Source organism: Burkholderia torrens (assembly GCF_984668525.1).
In genome coordinates this window covers 955,604-970,317 of the sequence record NZ_OZ480213.1, presented here as the reverse complement: position 1 = coordinate 970,317, position 14,714 = coordinate 955,604, and the positions used below count along the sequence as shown (strand labels likewise).

The following is a 14,714-nucleotide window of genomic DNA, read 5'->3' as shown; positions in this document are numbered from 1 at the left end:
TAGGTTGGATGTTAGCACGGGATTTTTGCGTTGCGGAAGGGATTTCGTGCGCGCGTGGCGACGGTGAGGGCGTGGGGGCGCTGCGAAGCCGCACACGTCGCGCCTGGGGACGTGCGCGGCCGTCGCCCCGTCAGGCGCTTTCCCGCGCGATGATCGTGTAGTCGATCCGGATGCTGTGCGACTCGGCCGGTGCGCCGCCGTCACGCGCTTGCAGCGCCGCCAGCAACGCTTCGCCCGTGCGTAGCCCGATCCCGTACGCGTCGACCGACACGGTCGTGATGGTCGGGTGGCAGCATGTCGCCACTTCGAAGTTGCCGAAACCGGCCACGGCCATGTCGGCGGGCACGGCGAGCCCGCGCCGGTGACATTCCATGATCGCGCCGAATGCCGACATGTCGCTCACGCACATCACCGCATCGGTGTCCGGCCATTTTTCCAGCAGGGCAGCCATCGCAGGGCCGCCGTGGCTCATCGTGATCGGCGATTCGCCCAGCCGCACGACGCGCGGTTCGCCCAGCTTCAGCGCCTTGATTTCCGCCTGGTATCCCTTGAGCCGGTCCAGGCCGCGGCGATCCAGTTCGCTGGCGCCGACGAGAAAGCCGATGCGCCGGTAACCGCGCTCGGCCAGGTGGCGCACCATCGCGCGGGCGGCGCGCACGTTCGAGAAGCCGACGGCGGTGTCGATGGGACGCGTGGGCAGGTCCCACATCTCGACCACGGGAATCGCCGAGCGTTCGAGCACCTTGCGCGTCGCATCGGTGTGTTGCGCACCCGTCAGCGCGATGCAGCGCGGCTGGTGCCGCAGCATCGAGCGTACCAGCCGTTCTTCACGTTCCAGGTCGTAGTCGGTGTCGCCGAGCAGCAGCTGGAGGCCGTGCGGTTCGAGCGCATCGGTCAGGCCGCGCACGGTGTCGGAGAAGTTGGAACTCGACAGCGACGGCACCAGCACCGCGACGAATTCCGACCGCCCCGACGACAGCGCACCGGCGGCAGCGTCGGCCACATAGCCGAGCTGGTCGATGGCCTCGCAGACCCGTGCGCGCGTCTCCGCGGCCACGCTATGGCCGGCGAGCACGCGCGACACCGTCATCTTCGATACGCCGGCAAGGCGCGCTACGTCGGACATGCGGGGCGGCCCGGCAGGCCGGACGGCGGTGGGACTGGGCATCGGAAGGGCGATCGGGAGAAAGCTGGAAAGGCTACATCATACCGGTGCGGCAAATCGTGCAGGCCGGTCAACGCGCGCCCGTCGCGCCGACGGCGGACTAGGGAAACCACTCGTCGGGCGGGACTTGTACGCGGCTGTCGCTGCATGCTACCTTCGAATTTGTTACCGGTATCAGCGTGCCGATCGCTCCCGTCGCCTCGTCGGCTTTTTTTTGCCACGAAATGTTATCGGTAACATCGATGCATCAACGGACTCGCCGGTACGAAGAAGACCTACACAATCAGGAGACAGACCGATGCCATCCATTACACAGGCCGCGGCAGCACCTGCCGCGGCCGACTCGTCCGAAGACGCCCTCTATCGCAAGGTCATGCGGCGCATTCTGCCATTGCTGCTGCTGTGCTACGTCGTGGCCTACCTGGACCGCGTCAACGTCGGCTTCGCGAAGTTGCAGATGCTAGACGACCTGCATCTGAGCGACGGCGTGTATGCGCTCGGCGCCAGCATTTTCTTCTGGGGCTACTTCCTGTTCGAGATGCCCAGCAACCTGTTGCTGCATCGCTACGGCGCCCGCTTCTGGATCGCGCGGATCATGATCACGTGGGGCATCGTGTCGTCGTCGATGGCGTTCATCGTGCCGCTCGCGCAGTTCTTCCACGTGCAGACGACCACCATGTTCTACACGCTGCGCTTCCTGCTGGGTCTGTGCGAAGCGGGCTTTTTTCCGGGCGTCATCCTGTACATGAACTACTGGTTCCCGGCGCGCCGCCAGAGCGTGGCGATGTCGGGCTTCCTGGTGGCGATTCCGCTGAGCCTGACGCTGGGCAGTGTGGTGTCCGGCTGGCTGATGCAGCAGACGCACGGCTTGTCGGGCATGAGCGGCTGGCAATGGATGCTGTTGCTCGAAGGGCTGCCGTCGATCGTGGTCGCATTCATCGTGCTGGCGTGCCTCGGCGACGGCCCGCAGTCGGCGAAATGGCTGTCCGCCGACGAAAAGGCGGTGTTGTCGCGCAACCTCGAATCCGAGGCCGCGCACAAGTCGCACAGCATCGGCGCCGCGTTGCGCAGCCCGCGCGTCTGGCTGCTCACCTTCATCCTGCTCACGTTCAATACCGGCTTCTACGGGCTGGCCTTCTGGCTGCCGTCGATCATCCGCGCGTCGGGCGTGCAAAGCCCGGTGCATATCGGTTTGCTGACGGCCATTCCGTACCTGACCGCCATCTTCGCGATGGTGTGGAACGCATCGCACTCGCGCAAGACCGGCGAGCGCCGCCTGCACGCGGCGATTCCCGCGCTGATCGGCGGCGTCTGCCTGATCGCGAGCGCGGCGTGTGCGCGGAACGTGGCGCTGTCGATCCTGTTCCTGACCATCGCGACGTGCGGCATCCTCGCGCTGATGCCGATCTACTGGACCTTTCCGGGGCAGATCCTGTCCGGCACGGCCGCGGCCGCCGGCATCGCGCTGATCAACTCAGTGGGCAACCTGTCGGGCTTCACGGGCTCGATGATCACCGGCATCGCGAAGGAAATGACCGGCAACATCAACAACGGCACTTACGCGCTGGGCGCCTGCCTGCTGGTCAGTTGCGTGCTGATCGCGTCGATTCCGCGCGACATCCTGAGTACCCGACGCGAGCAGTAGGTTTGTCGCGGCTCATTTGTCCCATATCTGCGCTTGAGTCGTTGATGTAATCCGAGCAGGGATTCCACGACGGCTCAAGTGCGAAATCCACACGTCACGTTGAGTGCCAACTCCACCCAAAAGCGGGGACTTACGAAGTCCTGAAGAAGTAGCGCTGCGCGCGGCCCGGCGTGTACTCGATGAATCGGGTCCCGCGCGAAGCGGGCTGTTTGCCCTATTGCACCAGTACCGCCTTTACGCAGGCAGGACCAAGTGGCTCGCCGTTATCGGAGAATGCCCTGATGGGGTACACCGAAACGGACATGCGTTCACGTTCGAAAGCATCGAAGATCCATCTGCCGTGTTCGCCATAATGGGTGTGGCGACTGAACCCCATGGACTCGAGTGCCCCGGCGAATTGAGCAAAATCGGGCTCGCACGTCGTCAACGGAGAAGCCTGCGTTCCGGGAATCGGATCAAACATCAGATCCACACGTGTACCGATATCGCTGATTGCCAGCCTCTGGAGACTGAATGCCCAGTTGCCCGGCAAGCGCTGACCATAGCTGAACTGATCCTTGCCAGTCACTTTGGTCTGCACGCCAAAGATGCGGTGTACCGTATCGGAAGTGATGTCGGTTACCTGGATGCTTGCCTGAATCAGCGCCAGCATCCCTTGTAGCGCTTGCGTCGTGCTCAGGTTTGCTGGCGCTTGAGATTCGATGAGCGATTTGCCAGCGCGGTCCGGCGGCGCGGCCGAGTCGGCGGGCTGTCCGTGCACGCTGCCAAGCGGCATGCATAAACTCAATGCCGCCACGACAATCCCCGGCGTGAGGAATCTGCCGCCGGTGCGCCAGGCTGCGCATCCGAGATTTCTGCTTCGTATCTGCATCATGCTGGATCCTTGTGGCGGGTGATGGTTGGAAAAGGGAGCGTTTCGCATGCCCGCTAACCGATAAGAGCGGAGCGACAATCCCTTTTCAATAAGTTCTGCTCCAGACGAGGAATATGTCCTTCCTGAAATCACTGTCCTTGTTGCCGGGGATCTGTTCATCCCGTGTGGGGATCAACATTGCCGAGTAGACATTGATGGTCCTGTCGTTGACTTCGAGATGGATGTCGGGTGATCCGGCAACGGGGCCGGCGTAGAAGTCGGCCATTTTTTCCTTCGGTATGGTGTGCCAGATCAGTTCGTCCTTGAATATCCGGCCGATGTCGACGCTCGCCTCATGTGCCGCGCCGTCCTTCGATTTCCAGCGAACCTGGGCAGGGCCAGGAAAATTGCGGATACCGAGTTCTGCCGATCCCCACGCCCTGTCGGCATCTGCGGGCCTCGTCCGTGAGATTGCGCCGTCGGGGTCCTGCACCTGATAGCGGCCGTTGTACACGACGGTGCAGCCGATGGTGTCGTAGCAGCGCGCGCTGAAGTTGTGGCGCTTGAAGCGGAGAGGGACCTGTCGGGTCAACGCTGGCGGCTCAACGTCCCGTCCATCATCGCTCGGCGCGGCGGCACGACATCCGGTTGACAGAAACGCGATGAGGTTCAGTGCCAGCAAGGCCTGAAGCAGGAAAGTGGGCGTGCGCATTGAACCGTCCATGGTTTTCGTTTCTCGAGGCTGACGGACACGCTCGATGCGCGCGGTTCTCAGTGCGCTGCACGAGGGTAGTGGCTGTCGGTCAGGCAGGCGCGTAGCCAGCCCGTGTCTTCCGTACCAAGTTCGGCGTCGGCATCCAGCCTGGGCAGAGCCGTTGGTGCGGAGGCCGGGAGACCTGGATGGAGATTCCAGCCGGCGGTCGACTGGCGCGACTCATCCGCATCCGGGCACGGACTGCCGCCTTCGGAACCGTCGCCGCATGTAGCTACGATTTCCAGCCGGCCCTGGACGACGTCGCCGACTCGGCGCGTCTGGTAGTAACCGCCGCTCGCCCAATCGTCTTGCAGGGCGCAGACCCTGCCCTGGTTCTGATAGCGGCGTTCGCTGAAGCAGCCGTAGCTCAGTTGACCACCGTGGGGCAGGAAGTCGCATGCGGTCTGGAACCCGGCGAACGGGCCGCCCGTGAATTGCGTCAGGAATTTGCGCTGCGCAAGGGCGGTTTCAAGCAGGCGCGGTGCGGCCTTGCCGCGTTCAGTAAATGTCTCGGTGCGCTGACGGATCGCCTGGAGCAGGTTTTCCCGCAGGGCCTTGGTATTCGGTGCGCCCGGAAAATCGATCGGATCGGCGAACCTCTTGTCCCGAGCCTCGAGCCAGCGTTTCTGGCTGCGGACGAGCATCGCGCGCAATTCGCTGTCGTTGCCCGCTTGCTGCATGACGGACGTATAGGCTTTACCCATCTCAGCATCGGCGGCCTTGAGTTTTGCATCGGCACAGATCGTGTGCTCGACGCGGTTGCCGGCTTTCTTGCAGTCGATTGCATGTGCAGAGACTGCGGTGAAGAGCAGGGCGAAACAGGCGACGTGCTGGAGGGTGGGCTTCATGCTGGTTTCCGTGCTGATTCGGTTGTTCAAGGCGTGTGGGAGGCCGCGCTTCATTCGTTGCGCGTCCGCGCAGTTGTGACCGTTCCGTGATACTCGAGCGGTTGTCACGAAGGGAAGCGGCGTCGGATGCGCCTAACGCACGCCGAGCGAATAGTCCTGACCGTATACCGAGCGGAGTTCACCCGGCTTGCCCAGGAGCTTGAGTGGGCGATACTTGGCGTTGGACAGAATGCGCGTGGCGCGCGGGTAGAACCCCGGGTCGGCGGCCAGCCCTTGTATGCGCGCCATGTCGGCCGGGATGCGCGTGAGCGTGTAGCGCGTCAGGTCGCACTGGACCTGCCCGCCGACGATTTCGCAGGCCTGCTTGTTGTAGTCGGCATTCGGCGGAGTCGGGTACAGGCCATCGATTACGATGGCTTCGCCCGGCGCAACGCTGAACGAAGCAAATTCGCGCTTGAGCCTGGTCGAGACCGCTAACCCGTCGACAGACTTTTCCCGGGTGACGGTCTTCCATCCCGCAGGCTCGGTCATCTCCGATACGGTGCGCTTTTCCGTCGCCCAGAACGCGCAGCCGCCGCCGTAGACATAGATCGACGAGCAGTATGTGTCTTCGACCTGGCGGTCCCGATACTGCGCGTTGAACCATTCCTGAGACTCGATGAAGTCGGTGTTCTTCTTGGGCAGCAAGGAGATCGTCCCCAGCGGCGAACTGCCGGGCTTCTGGCTGGTGCCGAGCTGCGACATTGCTTCGGAGGTCGTCTCGTAGGTGTTGCCGGCCACGGTGTAGGTGCCCGGATTGACGATGTAGACAAAGTACTGGGCGTTGCTCGCCACGAAGGTCGACACATAGCCGTGCAGGCCTACTTCGTTGAAGGGTTCATCCGGCCCTACGCGTATCACGTCATGGGCGTTGGCCTTGTTTTGCCAGATGGTGGTGGCCGTCACATCGGTACGGAATGCCCATTTCTTTTGGTTGATGGCCTCGTCGCCGGTGTACTTCCTGTCGAGATTGATGGCGGGCACGATCACGACGGACTTGCCGGCCACCACGGCGCGGTTGATCAGCCAGTCGATGCCGGTGTGCCAGCTTTCCAGCTTGCGCTGAGGTGGAAGCGCTGGCGGCTCTTTCGACTCGCTCAATGGTGCCGCTACCATGGCCGCCACGAGCGAACAGATTTCCTTGCGCAGCGTTGCGTCGTCCATTTCCTGCTTCGGGTTGAGTCGTGCGACCACGGAAATCACGCCCAGCGCCTCCTCCAGCATGAAGCGGATCGGGAACGCGCGCTTCTCCCCAAGTTCCGGGAGCGGCTGGACGATCGTGGTTTCGGTCAGCGTGCCGTGTCGTTCGTTCGACGTCACGTTCATCTTCGCCGCCGTGGCAGCTTGTGCCAGCCGCGAGGCCGCATCGGCCGGGTTGAGCGCCTTGATCGGCAACCAGGTGGTGTAGTGGCGGCCGGTGACGCCATCCAGCGCGGGGCGGAAGTTGTAGGTGCAGGTGGTAAACGCGGGCGCTGCCGAAAAGGCGTCATCGGACGACGTGGCCGCCGTAGCAGCCGCGCCGGCGCTCACTGCGTTGCGGCTCATGTCGACGCGGCCGAGCATGCTGCACATGCCGCCCCGGATGGCTTCCGGTGCTGCCTGCATGCCCGGGGGCAACGTCGTCGCCACGGAAATGGTTTTCGTGACCTGATCGGCCGTCAGCGTAATGGCGAATCCGCGGGCGCGGTCGCTTTGCTTTTGCTGGATAGTCAACTGGCCGGCCGAACCGGTGTAGTTTTCGCCGCCGATCATGAAGCCGTCGCCTGCCGCAATCTGTTTGAGTTGCGCGATGGCGTTGCGTGCATCCAGGCCCGGCACCGTGGTGAACGTCGAGAAGCGTGTACCGGTACCGGTGTCGGCCTCACTCTTGAAATTGGTCTCGCAGCCGGCCGCCATCGCGGCGTGGTGCCAGCCGAGACCCAGCATCAGCCCAATGAAGACCGCGCGCAGGCGTATGGAACTCATGATGTTGCTTCTCCCGTGTAGTGATTGTGTCGAGTTGATGTCCCGCAGTCGATCGGCAGTCCCGATGGGCGGTGGAGAGCCCGACGCTGCGCGGTGGCAGCTGCCTCTACGGCGGCAAGCGGGTCGTGGTATCCACTGCTCATGCGAGCATCCTGATGCCGAAGGTCTCCTGCTCAGGTGCCGGTGCCCTTGCACTGCATGCTCGTGATACGTTGGTCCGGTCTGGTGCGGTAGAACACGAAGTTCGTTGCCCCCGGCCCCTGATTGCCGCCGTCTTCGTCGACGTAGGTTTCCGCAAACACCGGCACGGCAGCGTTGGCAAGGGTGACCCGGTAGAACACATTCTTTTGCGTGTTTGGTGCAGTGGTGCCGAAATCGAGCGCGCACCTGCCCGCGATGCGCTTGACCGCGGCATCGCTGCCGAACTGGCGCAGCAGAATGTCCTGTGTGTCGTCGCTCGGGTAGAACTTACGCAGTCCGATCGACAGGACCGAGGTCGCATTGCCGTTGAGTACGATACCGACGTGGCCTTCGTTGTCTTTTTTGACGCCAGCTTCCTCGCCGACCTTGCCGTCCGGCACATCTACCTCGCCGAAGCCACTGAGCAGCATGCTGCCGCCACGGTAGTGCGTGGTCTCGGGGGAGTTGCTGTCTGCATTGCCGAGCGGCTTCGCATCGTCCCAGCGCACCCCGGGCACGTTGTCGAACGCCGGCCAGGTCGCCGGCCTTGCCCCTCCGAATACACCCAGCAGCGTTTGCAGTGGCGATGCCGCAGCCATTGCCGACACATGTGGGGCGGGCAGCGACGCCGCGGACGCTGGTGCCGCCGCCGGGCTGGCGGGCGGCGTGGCGCGCTCGCACGCGTTCAGGCCGATCAGCAGGACTCCGGCGGATAGCGCACGCAAGATGCGGGTCGGGGTTCGCATGGGCAGACGGTATATGAGGCGGTCCCGGGTTTCGTGGCGGGCAGCGCGAGGCAGCCAACGAAGAATGATCAGCGGCACTTGACGTCGTAATCCATGACGGATGGGAGGTCGCCGTCGCCGATGGTTGTCAAGGTCAACCTGCCGGCAAGGCCCGCGTATTCGAAGTTGCAAAAACCAAGGCCGGTGCCCGCGCAGGATGCGGTCTCGACAATGCCGCGCTTGATCAGGGCGGATTGCCGTTGCTCGCCGCCGGCGCTGCCTCGCACCGGGTTCCATCCATTGGCAGCCAGCACCTTGCGGGCCTTGTCGATCGGCATGTTGTAGACGTTGGGCACCTTGGCGCGGCCTTTGCACACTGAGTCTTCGTCGGCCACCTTCGACAGGCGCAGCGTGCCGTCGGCGTCGACGCGCAGGTCGCCGGCGGGCGAGGGGGCGATGTCGCCGTCCCAAACGCGCACGCCGCCGCCTTCGAGCGGGGCCAGTCTTCCAATGGCGGTATCTTCCGCCGACTTGCCGTAGGCAAGTGCGATCAGCTTGCCGTTCTCGAACACGGCCACGTTGCCTTGCGTGATGCTGCAGGTGCCGCTGATCGCAGGCTCCATCTGGCCCGCGAAGCTGACCGCGCGGTAGGACCCCAGCGGCACGTCCGACATGACGGTCCAACCTTGCGCTGCCACCAGTCTGGCCGCAGCCGACTTCGGCTGGATGACCGCTTGCGGGCAACTTTCGCGATCGACCGGGCTGCCCGCCCTGGGCAGATTCGCGAGCGGCTTCATGCGAATGTCCTTCAACTCGGACACCATGCGTGGCGCGGATGCATTCGTTTGTGCCGCGACCGGCATGGTGAGTGCAAGGCCAAGCGCCAGCGCGGCGCCGAACAGGACGTTCGATGCGGCAGATGCAGCGAAGAGAGACGCAAAAGCGGCACGCGGCATGGCGGAAGATCCGGAGAAGTCAGTGGAAGCGTGCTTCCGGGAACGGCGCTTTCGTATTTGGGCTGTCGCTGGCATCGCGGGAGTGTAATGAGCGCCGGATAACGTTTTTGTGAAGCGCGCCGGTTTCCCAAATATCAGGAACGGGAAATATATCGAGAAGCAAAAGCAAGGCGGCCGTTGTGCCTGCACCGACTGCTCCATGGGCATTGATCCCAATTCTAGTCAAAGTAGATAGACTAGTATATATTCATCGCATCGTTTTTCTTGCTTCGGAAAGAGGTACACCTGATATCAAACGGTGCCGGGACATCGAGTTCGGTTAAGGCAGGAATGTCGTATGACTCTTGCAGCGAGCATCAATGAAATCGCCCGTAGCCTGGACGGATTGGATCCGCCCTGGTTGCCTGCCTACGACATGCGGGCCTATGCGGAAAAGGTGGATTCGGAATGCGGATATGGTTCCGACATGATGGTTTCCATCGAGATCAATACGAAAATGTTCGAGGAAGTCGTTGCGTTCGTGCATTTGTGCGGCGCGTTCGCATCGCTGCATCCATCCACGGCGCGGCAGTACGAGTGCGTGCGCAACGACAGGGCCGACATCGACGATGTGCTTGCATACAATGCGACCGCGGCATGTCCGACATACTCGGGGCTGCTGGCGTCGTTCGTCGATCGCGGCATCCTCGTGCGATGTACGCGGGATTGACGTTCAGCCATCCATGATGGCTTTGTGCCGATTCCTTTCTACTACGCGCATCGCATTCGCAGTCGCGATCAGGACCTAGCTAAAAATGATTAAGCCTTCCAGGCGCCGTGCAATGCAGACAAGAGCAATCAAGAAAACCGCTGTTTTGTTCGCGTTGGTCGACCAGGCGATCGCCGATATGTCGCGTCGATGCCCGTCGGCTATTCGCGCGACAGTCGGGGTAATGCTTGTCGCCAGCGTGGTTTCGGGGTGTGCGCCGCTATCGGCGTCTGCGCCGAAAGATCCTCAGCAGCAGTTTGTCGCAGAGCAGCAGAATGCGAACGCGTTGTATAGCCGGAAGGTGTTGGCATACAAGCCGATGTTCGAGAATCCTGGCGGCTATGGTCGAGCGCAGATACTGGAAACCTACGAGGCGATGCTCCAGCAGTACTCCGTCGCTGCAATCGCTTATGCCCGCACCATCTATCCCGAGGCTCGACAGACGCTCCCACCTTCCCTGCAGCCATTGCCGGCGCCGTCGGGGCCGGTCACGCTGGCGGTCGTCAATCGCGACTACGAACATGTGATCGGAATGGGCGCTGCCTTGTGGGAGATGGATATGGCGGCGAACTTCGGCAGGCCATCCAGATTGCCGATACCGAAATACACCGGCCCCGTGCTCATCATGCCGCCGGCGCCACCGTTTCCGCCCCTGCAGGATGTTCGCGATCCAAAGTTCGCGCGACTCGTGAGCATGACGAAAAAAATAGACGATGCGCAGAAGGCAGATCTGGCACGAGAGAACGCCGCGATCGAGCAACAGTATGCCGAGCAGGCCGCGTGGAGGGCTCGACACCCCATGGGTCAGTATGATCACATCGATCCGAGGACCGGACTACCGTATGCAGCCCCGCAACAAGAGACGCAGCGATGGTGCATGATGAACGGTGGCCGGGTGCCTTGCTGAAACTGCTGCGAGCAGCGGCAATTGCCGTCCGACCGGATGCTGGCCGGGCTGGTACATGGTCCCGACGACGGATCATCTACGTCAAAATTCGTACATCGATGGATGTGTCGGCTTGGGGGCTAGGTTCGCCAACCTCGCCTCGGCAGTGTATTGCGATCAGTTGATGCCGAAGCGATGCAGGGCGCCTGTATTGCCGAAGCCCCCATTCCAAAAGCCCCAGCTTCCCTTGACTTCGTAGTAGCCGGTGATGTTTTGCTGGTTCGTCCACAACATCACGTCGCGGCGCTCCTGAGTGTGAACGGTTTCGACATACCGAACGACAGTGTTGCCCTCTACTGCCTCGGCTGAATCGAGATGCCGGTTTGCCGCATCCCATGCAAGGCGCAGCATGCATGTCTTCGCGCGCCGCACGTGGCCCGAACCATCTACAGTAACTTCATGAACGACACCCTTCACGTCCGGCTCGGGACGAATTGACGCGGCTCGGCACCGGCCTGCTCGAGATCGCGTAGGCTGGCGTCAGCGTTCCCGGCGGCGCTGGACGACGGCGCCATTGCTTGGGCATTGATGCGAGTGGGGTGGAGTTGTGGTGGGGACGTGGTCACTGCCCCAACGAGCGAGGCCGTATCCGGCAGTCTGCAGCGCTTGCCCTACAGGCTGAAAGGAGCAGTGCTGGCGGCGGTGCTAAGATGCCGCCCCGTAGTCAGGAGATGCATGAATGCGCGCGAGCAAACGCCAGCAGGTGGTCGACAAGGCCGGTGAGTTGTTTTCCCGCCATGGCTTTCATCCGGTCGGCATCGACTGGATCATCGCCGAGGCGGACGTTGCCCGCATGACGCTCTACCATCACTTCGCGGGCAAGGACGATCTGATCAAGGAAGTGCTGGAACAGCGTTATACATTCATCATGGAGAGTATCGCCGCCAAGCTCGGACCCATGCCGGACGCAACTGCCCGCCTGAAGGGGATTTTCGACTGGTACGGAACCTGGTTTCGTAGCCCTGAGTTCGCAGGCTGTCTATTCGAGCGTGCGCTGGCCGAGTTTGGCTCGACCTGCCCGAAGGTGACCGAGGTGGCGGTGCGCTATCGGGATGACCTGTTGGCCATCATGGAAAAGCTGCTGTCCGAGATCGTTCCGCGCCGCCGAGCACGTCAGCTTGCGGGCGTGTATGTCATGTTACTGAGCGGGGCGACGGCGGATGCGCGTGCCATCGGGGATTCCCGTGCTGCCGCACGGGCGTGGCAGGCGGCGGAGGTGTTGCTGAATGAGTCGACCGTCGCGACAGTAAGCACACGTAAAGTCGGTAGTCGTCGCGGTTGAGTGTGTGTTGCCGGCCCCTTTAGCGAACCCTTGGCTCGGCGCTGGCCACAGCTATCGCGCACACTGGCGATAGTACGAAGGAAAGGATGTCACTATCGCCGGGGCATCGGCGGCGCGCAGCATCTCACCTCGGTTTTTTCGTGTCTATTTGGTGTTAGCGCCGGCGCGCGAGGCATCGAATTTGAAGGGCCGGAGCGGCAGGCCTTGCGGGCAGTGGCTCACAGTGCGGGCACGGTCCACATTTAAACGAAATGTGATCACTTCCCGCCGCAAAATTTTGCACAATGGCGACAGCGCGGCTTTCCGCCGCGACTCGACCCGGGCCATCGACCGCCCGCCGACAACCGTTATCGAACCCGAGTTCGACGTGCCGCCGCCCACCGCCATGGACCAACCGAAACGCATCCTGATCGTCGAGGACGACGCCGATATCGCCGACGTGCTGAGCCTGCACCTGCGCGACGAGCGCTATGAAGTCGTGCATAGCGCAGACGGCGCCGAAGGGCTGCGCCTGCTCGAACAGGGCGGCTGGGATGCGCTGATCCTCGACCTGATGCTGCCGGGCGTCGACGGCCTCGAAATCTGCCGGCGCGCCCGCGCGATGACGCGCTACACGCCGATCATCATCACGAGCGCGCGATCGAGCGAGGTGCACCGGATCCTCGGTCTCGAGCTCGGCGCCGACGACTACCTGGCGAAGCCGTTCTCGGTGCTCGAACTCGTCGCGCGCGTGAAGGCGCTGCTGCGGCGCGTCGACGCGCTTGCGCGCGATTCGCGCATCGACGCGGGCACGCTCGACGTCGAGGGGCTCGCGATCGACCCGATCGCGCGCGAGGCGAGCGTCGACGGCGCGCGCATCGACCTCACGCCGCGCGAATTCGACCTGCTGTATTTCTTCGCGCGACATCCGGGCAAGGTGTTCTCGCGGATGGACCTGCTCAATGCGGTGTGGGGCTACCAGCACGAAGGCTACGAGCACACGGTCAACACCCACATCAACCGGCTGCGCGCGAAGATCGAGGTCGATCCGGCCGAACCCGTACGGATCCTCACCGTCTGGGGACGCGGCTACAAGCTCGCCGCGCCGGGCCAGCGGGACGCATGATGAAGCTCACGCTCACCCAGCGGCTGTCGCTCGTGTTCTCGATCCTGCTGCTCGCGTGTTCGGGCGCGTCCGCATGGCTGCAGATCCGCGCGAACGACATGCGGGAAAAGGAGGTCGTGCAGGCGTTGTCGCGCGACCTGGCCGCCAACATCGCCAACAGCGCGCCGCTGATGGACGCGAACGGGCTGCGCCCGGACGCCGTGCGCACGCTGTTCAGCCAGCTGATGGGCGTGAACCCGAGCGTCGAGGTGTACCTGCTCGACAACGCCGGGCGCATCAAGGGCGACGATGCGCCGCCCGGCCACGTGAAGCGCGACCGCATCGATCTCGCGCCGGTGCAGCAATTCATCGCGGGCCAGCCGCTGCCGATCCTCGGCGACGACCCGCGCAGCCCGGACGCGCGCAAGGTGTTCAGCGCCGCGCCGCTGCAGCGCACGGGGCAGCCGCCATCGGGCTACATCTACGTGGTGCTGCTCGGCGAGGCGCACGACCGGCTCGCCGCGCGCGTCGATGCCGGCAACGTGCTGCGCACGACGCTGTGGTCGATGGCGGTTGTCGCGCTGCTCGGCCTGCTCGCGGGCCTGACCGCGTTCAGCTTCATCACGCGCCCGCTGCGTCGGCTGACGGACGCGATGCGCGACTTCGACGCGAACGGCGCGCCCGACACGCAGCCGCCGGTGCCGCGCTCGCCGGGCCGGCGTGGCGACGACATCGTGGTGCTCGAATCCGCGTTCGCGCAGATGGCCGACCGGATCGGCGACCAGTGGCGCGCGCTGACGCACCAGGACCAGCAGCGGCGCGAACTGATCACGAACATCTCGCACGACCTGCGCACGCCGCTGACGTCGCTGCACGGCTATCTGGAAACATTGTCGCTGAAGGCCGATACGCTCGCCGAACCCGAGCGGCGGCGCTACCTGTCGATCGCGCTCGCGCAGAGCGCTAAGGTCGGCCGGCTCGCGCAGGCGCTGTTCGAGCTCGCACGGCTCGAATCGGGTGGCGTGCAGGCCGAGCGCGAGCCGTTCTCGCTCGTCGATCTCGTACAGGACGTGTTCCAGAAGTTCGAGCTGACCGCGCAGTCGCGCGGCGTTGCGCTGCATGCGCGGATTCCGCCGCGCGTGCCGGTCGTGTCCGCCGATCTCGGGATGATCGAGCGCGTGCTGACCAACCTGCTCGACAATGCGCTGCGGCACACGCCGCCGCACGGCGAGGTCGAGGTCGCGCTGGAGCCGCAGGGCGACCGCGTGGTCGTGACCGTGGCGGATACCGGCGAAGGAATCCCGGCTGCGCGGCGCGAAGGGCTGTTCCAGCGGCCGCAGCGGCCGATGAGCGGCGGCACGGTGACGAGCGGCGGGCTCGGCCTGCTGATCGTGCACCGGATGCTCGCGCTCAACGGCAGCGGCATCCGGCTCGTCGACCGGGCCGGGCGCGGCGCGGTGTTCGAGTTTGCGCTGCCGGTCGCGTCGCCGGCGGCCGGCGACGCACGTTGACCGTCGCCGTCGG

The 14,714-nt window shown here is 63.8% G+C and carries 14 protein-coding genes; 6 read left to right on the top strand and 8 right to left on the bottom strand.

The window, feature by feature from the left end; genetic code table 11:
* Window positions 1-130: 130 nt before the first annotated feature.
* Entirely contained in the window at window positions 131-1,168 is a 1,038-nt protein-coding gene (locus tag AC5LXX_RS34640; RefSeq protein WP_493413691.1) for a LacI family DNA-binding transcriptional regulator, read from the bottom strand.
* 295 nt (window positions 1,169-1,463) lie between these two features.
* On the opposite strand from AC5LXX_RS34640, the gene AC5LXX_RS34635 reads away from it, so the two are divergent.
* Complete coding sequence (locus AC5LXX_RS34635) at window positions 1,464-2,810, top strand: MFS transporter (protein ID WP_493413690.1); 1,347 nt, start codon at window positions 1,464-1,466, stop codon at window positions 2,808-2,810.
* Window positions 2,811-3,024: 214 nt separating this feature from the next.
* Here the strand turns inward: AC5LXX_RS34635 and AC5LXX_RS34630 are convergent, their stop codons facing one another.
* From AC5LXX_RS34630 to AC5LXX_RS34605, 6 genes are all read right to left on the bottom strand, one after another.
* On the bottom strand, window positions 3,025-3,684 hold the full coding sequence (locus tag AC5LXX_RS34630; RefSeq protein ID WP_493413689.1) for a hypothetical protein: 660 nt from the start codon (window positions 3,682-3,684) through the stop codon (window positions 3,025-3,027).
* 85 nt (window positions 3,685-3,769) lie between these two features.
* A complete protein-coding gene (locus AC5LXX_RS34625; protein WP_493413688.1) occupies window positions 3,770-4,375 on the bottom strand; it encodes a hypothetical protein in 606 nt (201 codons plus the stop codon).
* 59 nt (window positions 4,376-4,434) lie between these two features.
* The gene (locus AC5LXX_RS34620) at window positions 4,435-5,265 is read right to left on the bottom strand and encodes a lysozyme inhibitor LprI family protein (protein WP_493413687.1); all 831 of its coding nucleotides are present in this window, start codon (window positions 5,263-5,265) and stop codon (window positions 4,435-4,437) included.
* A 132-nt stretch (window positions 5,266-5,397) separates the two neighbouring features.
* Window positions 5,398-7,269: a hypothetical protein gene (locus tag AC5LXX_RS34615; protein ID WP_493413686.1), complete on the bottom strand. Its 1,872-nt coding sequence runs from the start codon at window positions 7,267-7,269 to the stop codon at window positions 5,398-5,400.
* A 173-nt stretch (window positions 7,270-7,442) separates the two neighbouring features.
* Entirely contained in the window at window positions 7,443-8,195 is a 753-nt protein-coding gene (locus tag AC5LXX_RS34610) for a hypothetical protein (protein ID WP_493413685.1), read from the bottom strand.
* A 68-nt stretch (window positions 8,196-8,263) separates the two neighbouring features.
* Window positions 8,264-9,130, bottom strand: a complete 867-nt coding sequence (locus tag AC5LXX_RS34605) for a PASTA domain-containing protein (RefSeq protein WP_493413684.1) — start codon at window positions 9,128-9,130, stop codon at window positions 8,264-8,266.
* 337 nt (window positions 9,131-9,467) lie between these two features.
* Between AC5LXX_RS34605 and AC5LXX_RS34600 the strand changes: the two genes are divergently transcribed.
* On the top strand, window positions 9,468-9,839 hold the full coding sequence (locus AC5LXX_RS34600) for a hypothetical protein (protein ID WP_493413683.1): 372 nt from the start codon (window positions 9,468-9,470) through the stop codon (window positions 9,837-9,839).
* 112 nt (window positions 9,840-9,951) lie between these two features.
* On the top strand, window positions 9,952-10,785 hold the full coding sequence (locus AC5LXX_RS34595) for a hypothetical protein (protein WP_493413682.1): 834 nt from the start codon (window positions 9,952-9,954) through the stop codon (window positions 10,783-10,785).
* Between the two features lie 156 nt (window positions 10,786-10,941).
* Here the strand turns inward: AC5LXX_RS34595 and AC5LXX_RS34590 are convergent, their stop codons facing one another.
* Complete coding sequence (locus AC5LXX_RS34590; protein WP_493413681.1) at window positions 10,942-11,175, bottom strand: hypothetical protein; 234 nt, start codon at window positions 11,173-11,175, stop codon at window positions 10,942-10,944.
* 328 nt (window positions 11,176-11,503) lie between these two features.
* Here AC5LXX_RS34590 and AC5LXX_RS34585 point away from each other — a divergent pair, with 328 nt between their 5' ends.
* The 3 genes from AC5LXX_RS34585 (at window position 11,504) to AC5LXX_RS34575 (ending at window position 14,701) form a co-directional block, all read left to right on the top strand.
* On the top strand, window positions 11,504-12,106 hold the full coding sequence (locus tag AC5LXX_RS34585) for a TetR/AcrR family transcriptional regulator (protein WP_493413680.1): 603 nt from the start codon (window positions 11,504-11,506) through the stop codon (window positions 12,104-12,106).
* Window positions 12,107-12,491: 385 nt separating this feature from the next.
* On the top strand, window positions 12,492-13,211 hold the full coding sequence (locus tag AC5LXX_RS34580) for a response regulator transcription factor (RefSeq protein ID WP_124457109.1): 720 nt from the start codon (window positions 12,492-12,494) through the stop codon (window positions 13,209-13,211).
* Window positions 13,211-14,701 carry a sensor histidine kinase gene (locus AC5LXX_RS34575; protein WP_493413679.1) on the top strand — a complete coding sequence of 497 codons (1,491 nt, stop codon included), beginning with the start codon at window positions 13,211-13,213 and terminating at the stop codon, window positions 14,699-14,701. The genes AC5LXX_RS34580 and AC5LXX_RS34575 overlap by 1 nt, the downstream gene beginning before the upstream one ends.
* The last annotated feature ends 13 nt before the right edge of the window (window positions 14,702-14,714 follow it).

Coding starts and splice junctions, on each gene's coding strand:
- AC5LXX_RS34630 (WP_493413689.1), bottom strand. CDS start 3,684: ATGATGCAGATACGAAGCAGAAATCTCGGATGCGCAGCCTGGCGCACC.
- AC5LXX_RS34610 (WP_493413685.1), bottom strand. CDS start 8,195: ATGCGAACCCCGACCCGCATCTTGCGTGCGCTATCCGCCGGAGTCCTG.
- AC5LXX_RS34575 (WP_493413679.1), top strand. CDS start 13,211: ATGAAGCTCACGCTCACCCAGCGGCTGTCGCTCGTGTTCTCGATCCTG.
- AC5LXX_RS34595 (WP_493413682.1), top strand. CDS start 9,952: ATGCAGACAAGAGCAATCAAGAAAACCGCTGTTTTGTTCGCGTTGGTC.
- AC5LXX_RS34605 (WP_493413684.1), bottom strand. CDS start 9,130: ATGCCGCGTGCCGCTTTTGCGTCTCTCTTCGCTGCATCTGCCGCATCG.
- AC5LXX_RS34580 (WP_124457109.1), top strand. CDS start 12,492: ATGGACCAACCGAAACGCATCCTGATCGTCGAGGACGACGCCGATATC.
- AC5LXX_RS34625 (WP_493413688.1), bottom strand. CDS start 4,375: ATGCGCACGCCCACTTTCCTGCTTCAGGCCTTGCTGGCACTGAACCTC.
- AC5LXX_RS34615 (WP_493413686.1), bottom strand. CDS start 7,269: ATGAGTTCCATACGCCTGCGCGCGGTCTTCATTGGGCTGATGCTGGGT.
- AC5LXX_RS34620 (WP_493413687.1), bottom strand. CDS start 5,265: ATGAAGCCCACCCTCCAGCACGTCGCCTGTTTCGCCCTGCTCTTCACC.
- AC5LXX_RS34585 (WP_493413680.1), top strand. CDS start 11,504: ATGCGCGCGAGCAAACGCCAGCAGGTGGTCGACAAGGCCGGTGAGTTG.
- AC5LXX_RS34640 (WP_493413691.1), bottom strand. CDS start 1,168: ATGCCCAGTCCCACCGCCGTCCGGCCTGCCGGGCCGCCCCGCATGTCC.
- AC5LXX_RS34590 (WP_493413681.1), bottom strand. CDS start 11,175: ATGCTGCGCCTTGCATGGGATGCGGCAAACCGGCATCTCGATTCAGCC.
- AC5LXX_RS34600 (WP_493413683.1), top strand. CDS start 9,468: ATGACTCTTGCAGCGAGCATCAATGAAATCGCCCGTAGCCTGGACGGA.
- AC5LXX_RS34635 (WP_493413690.1), top strand. CDS start 1,464: ATGCCATCCATTACACAGGCCGCGGCAGCACCTGCCGCGGCCGACTCG.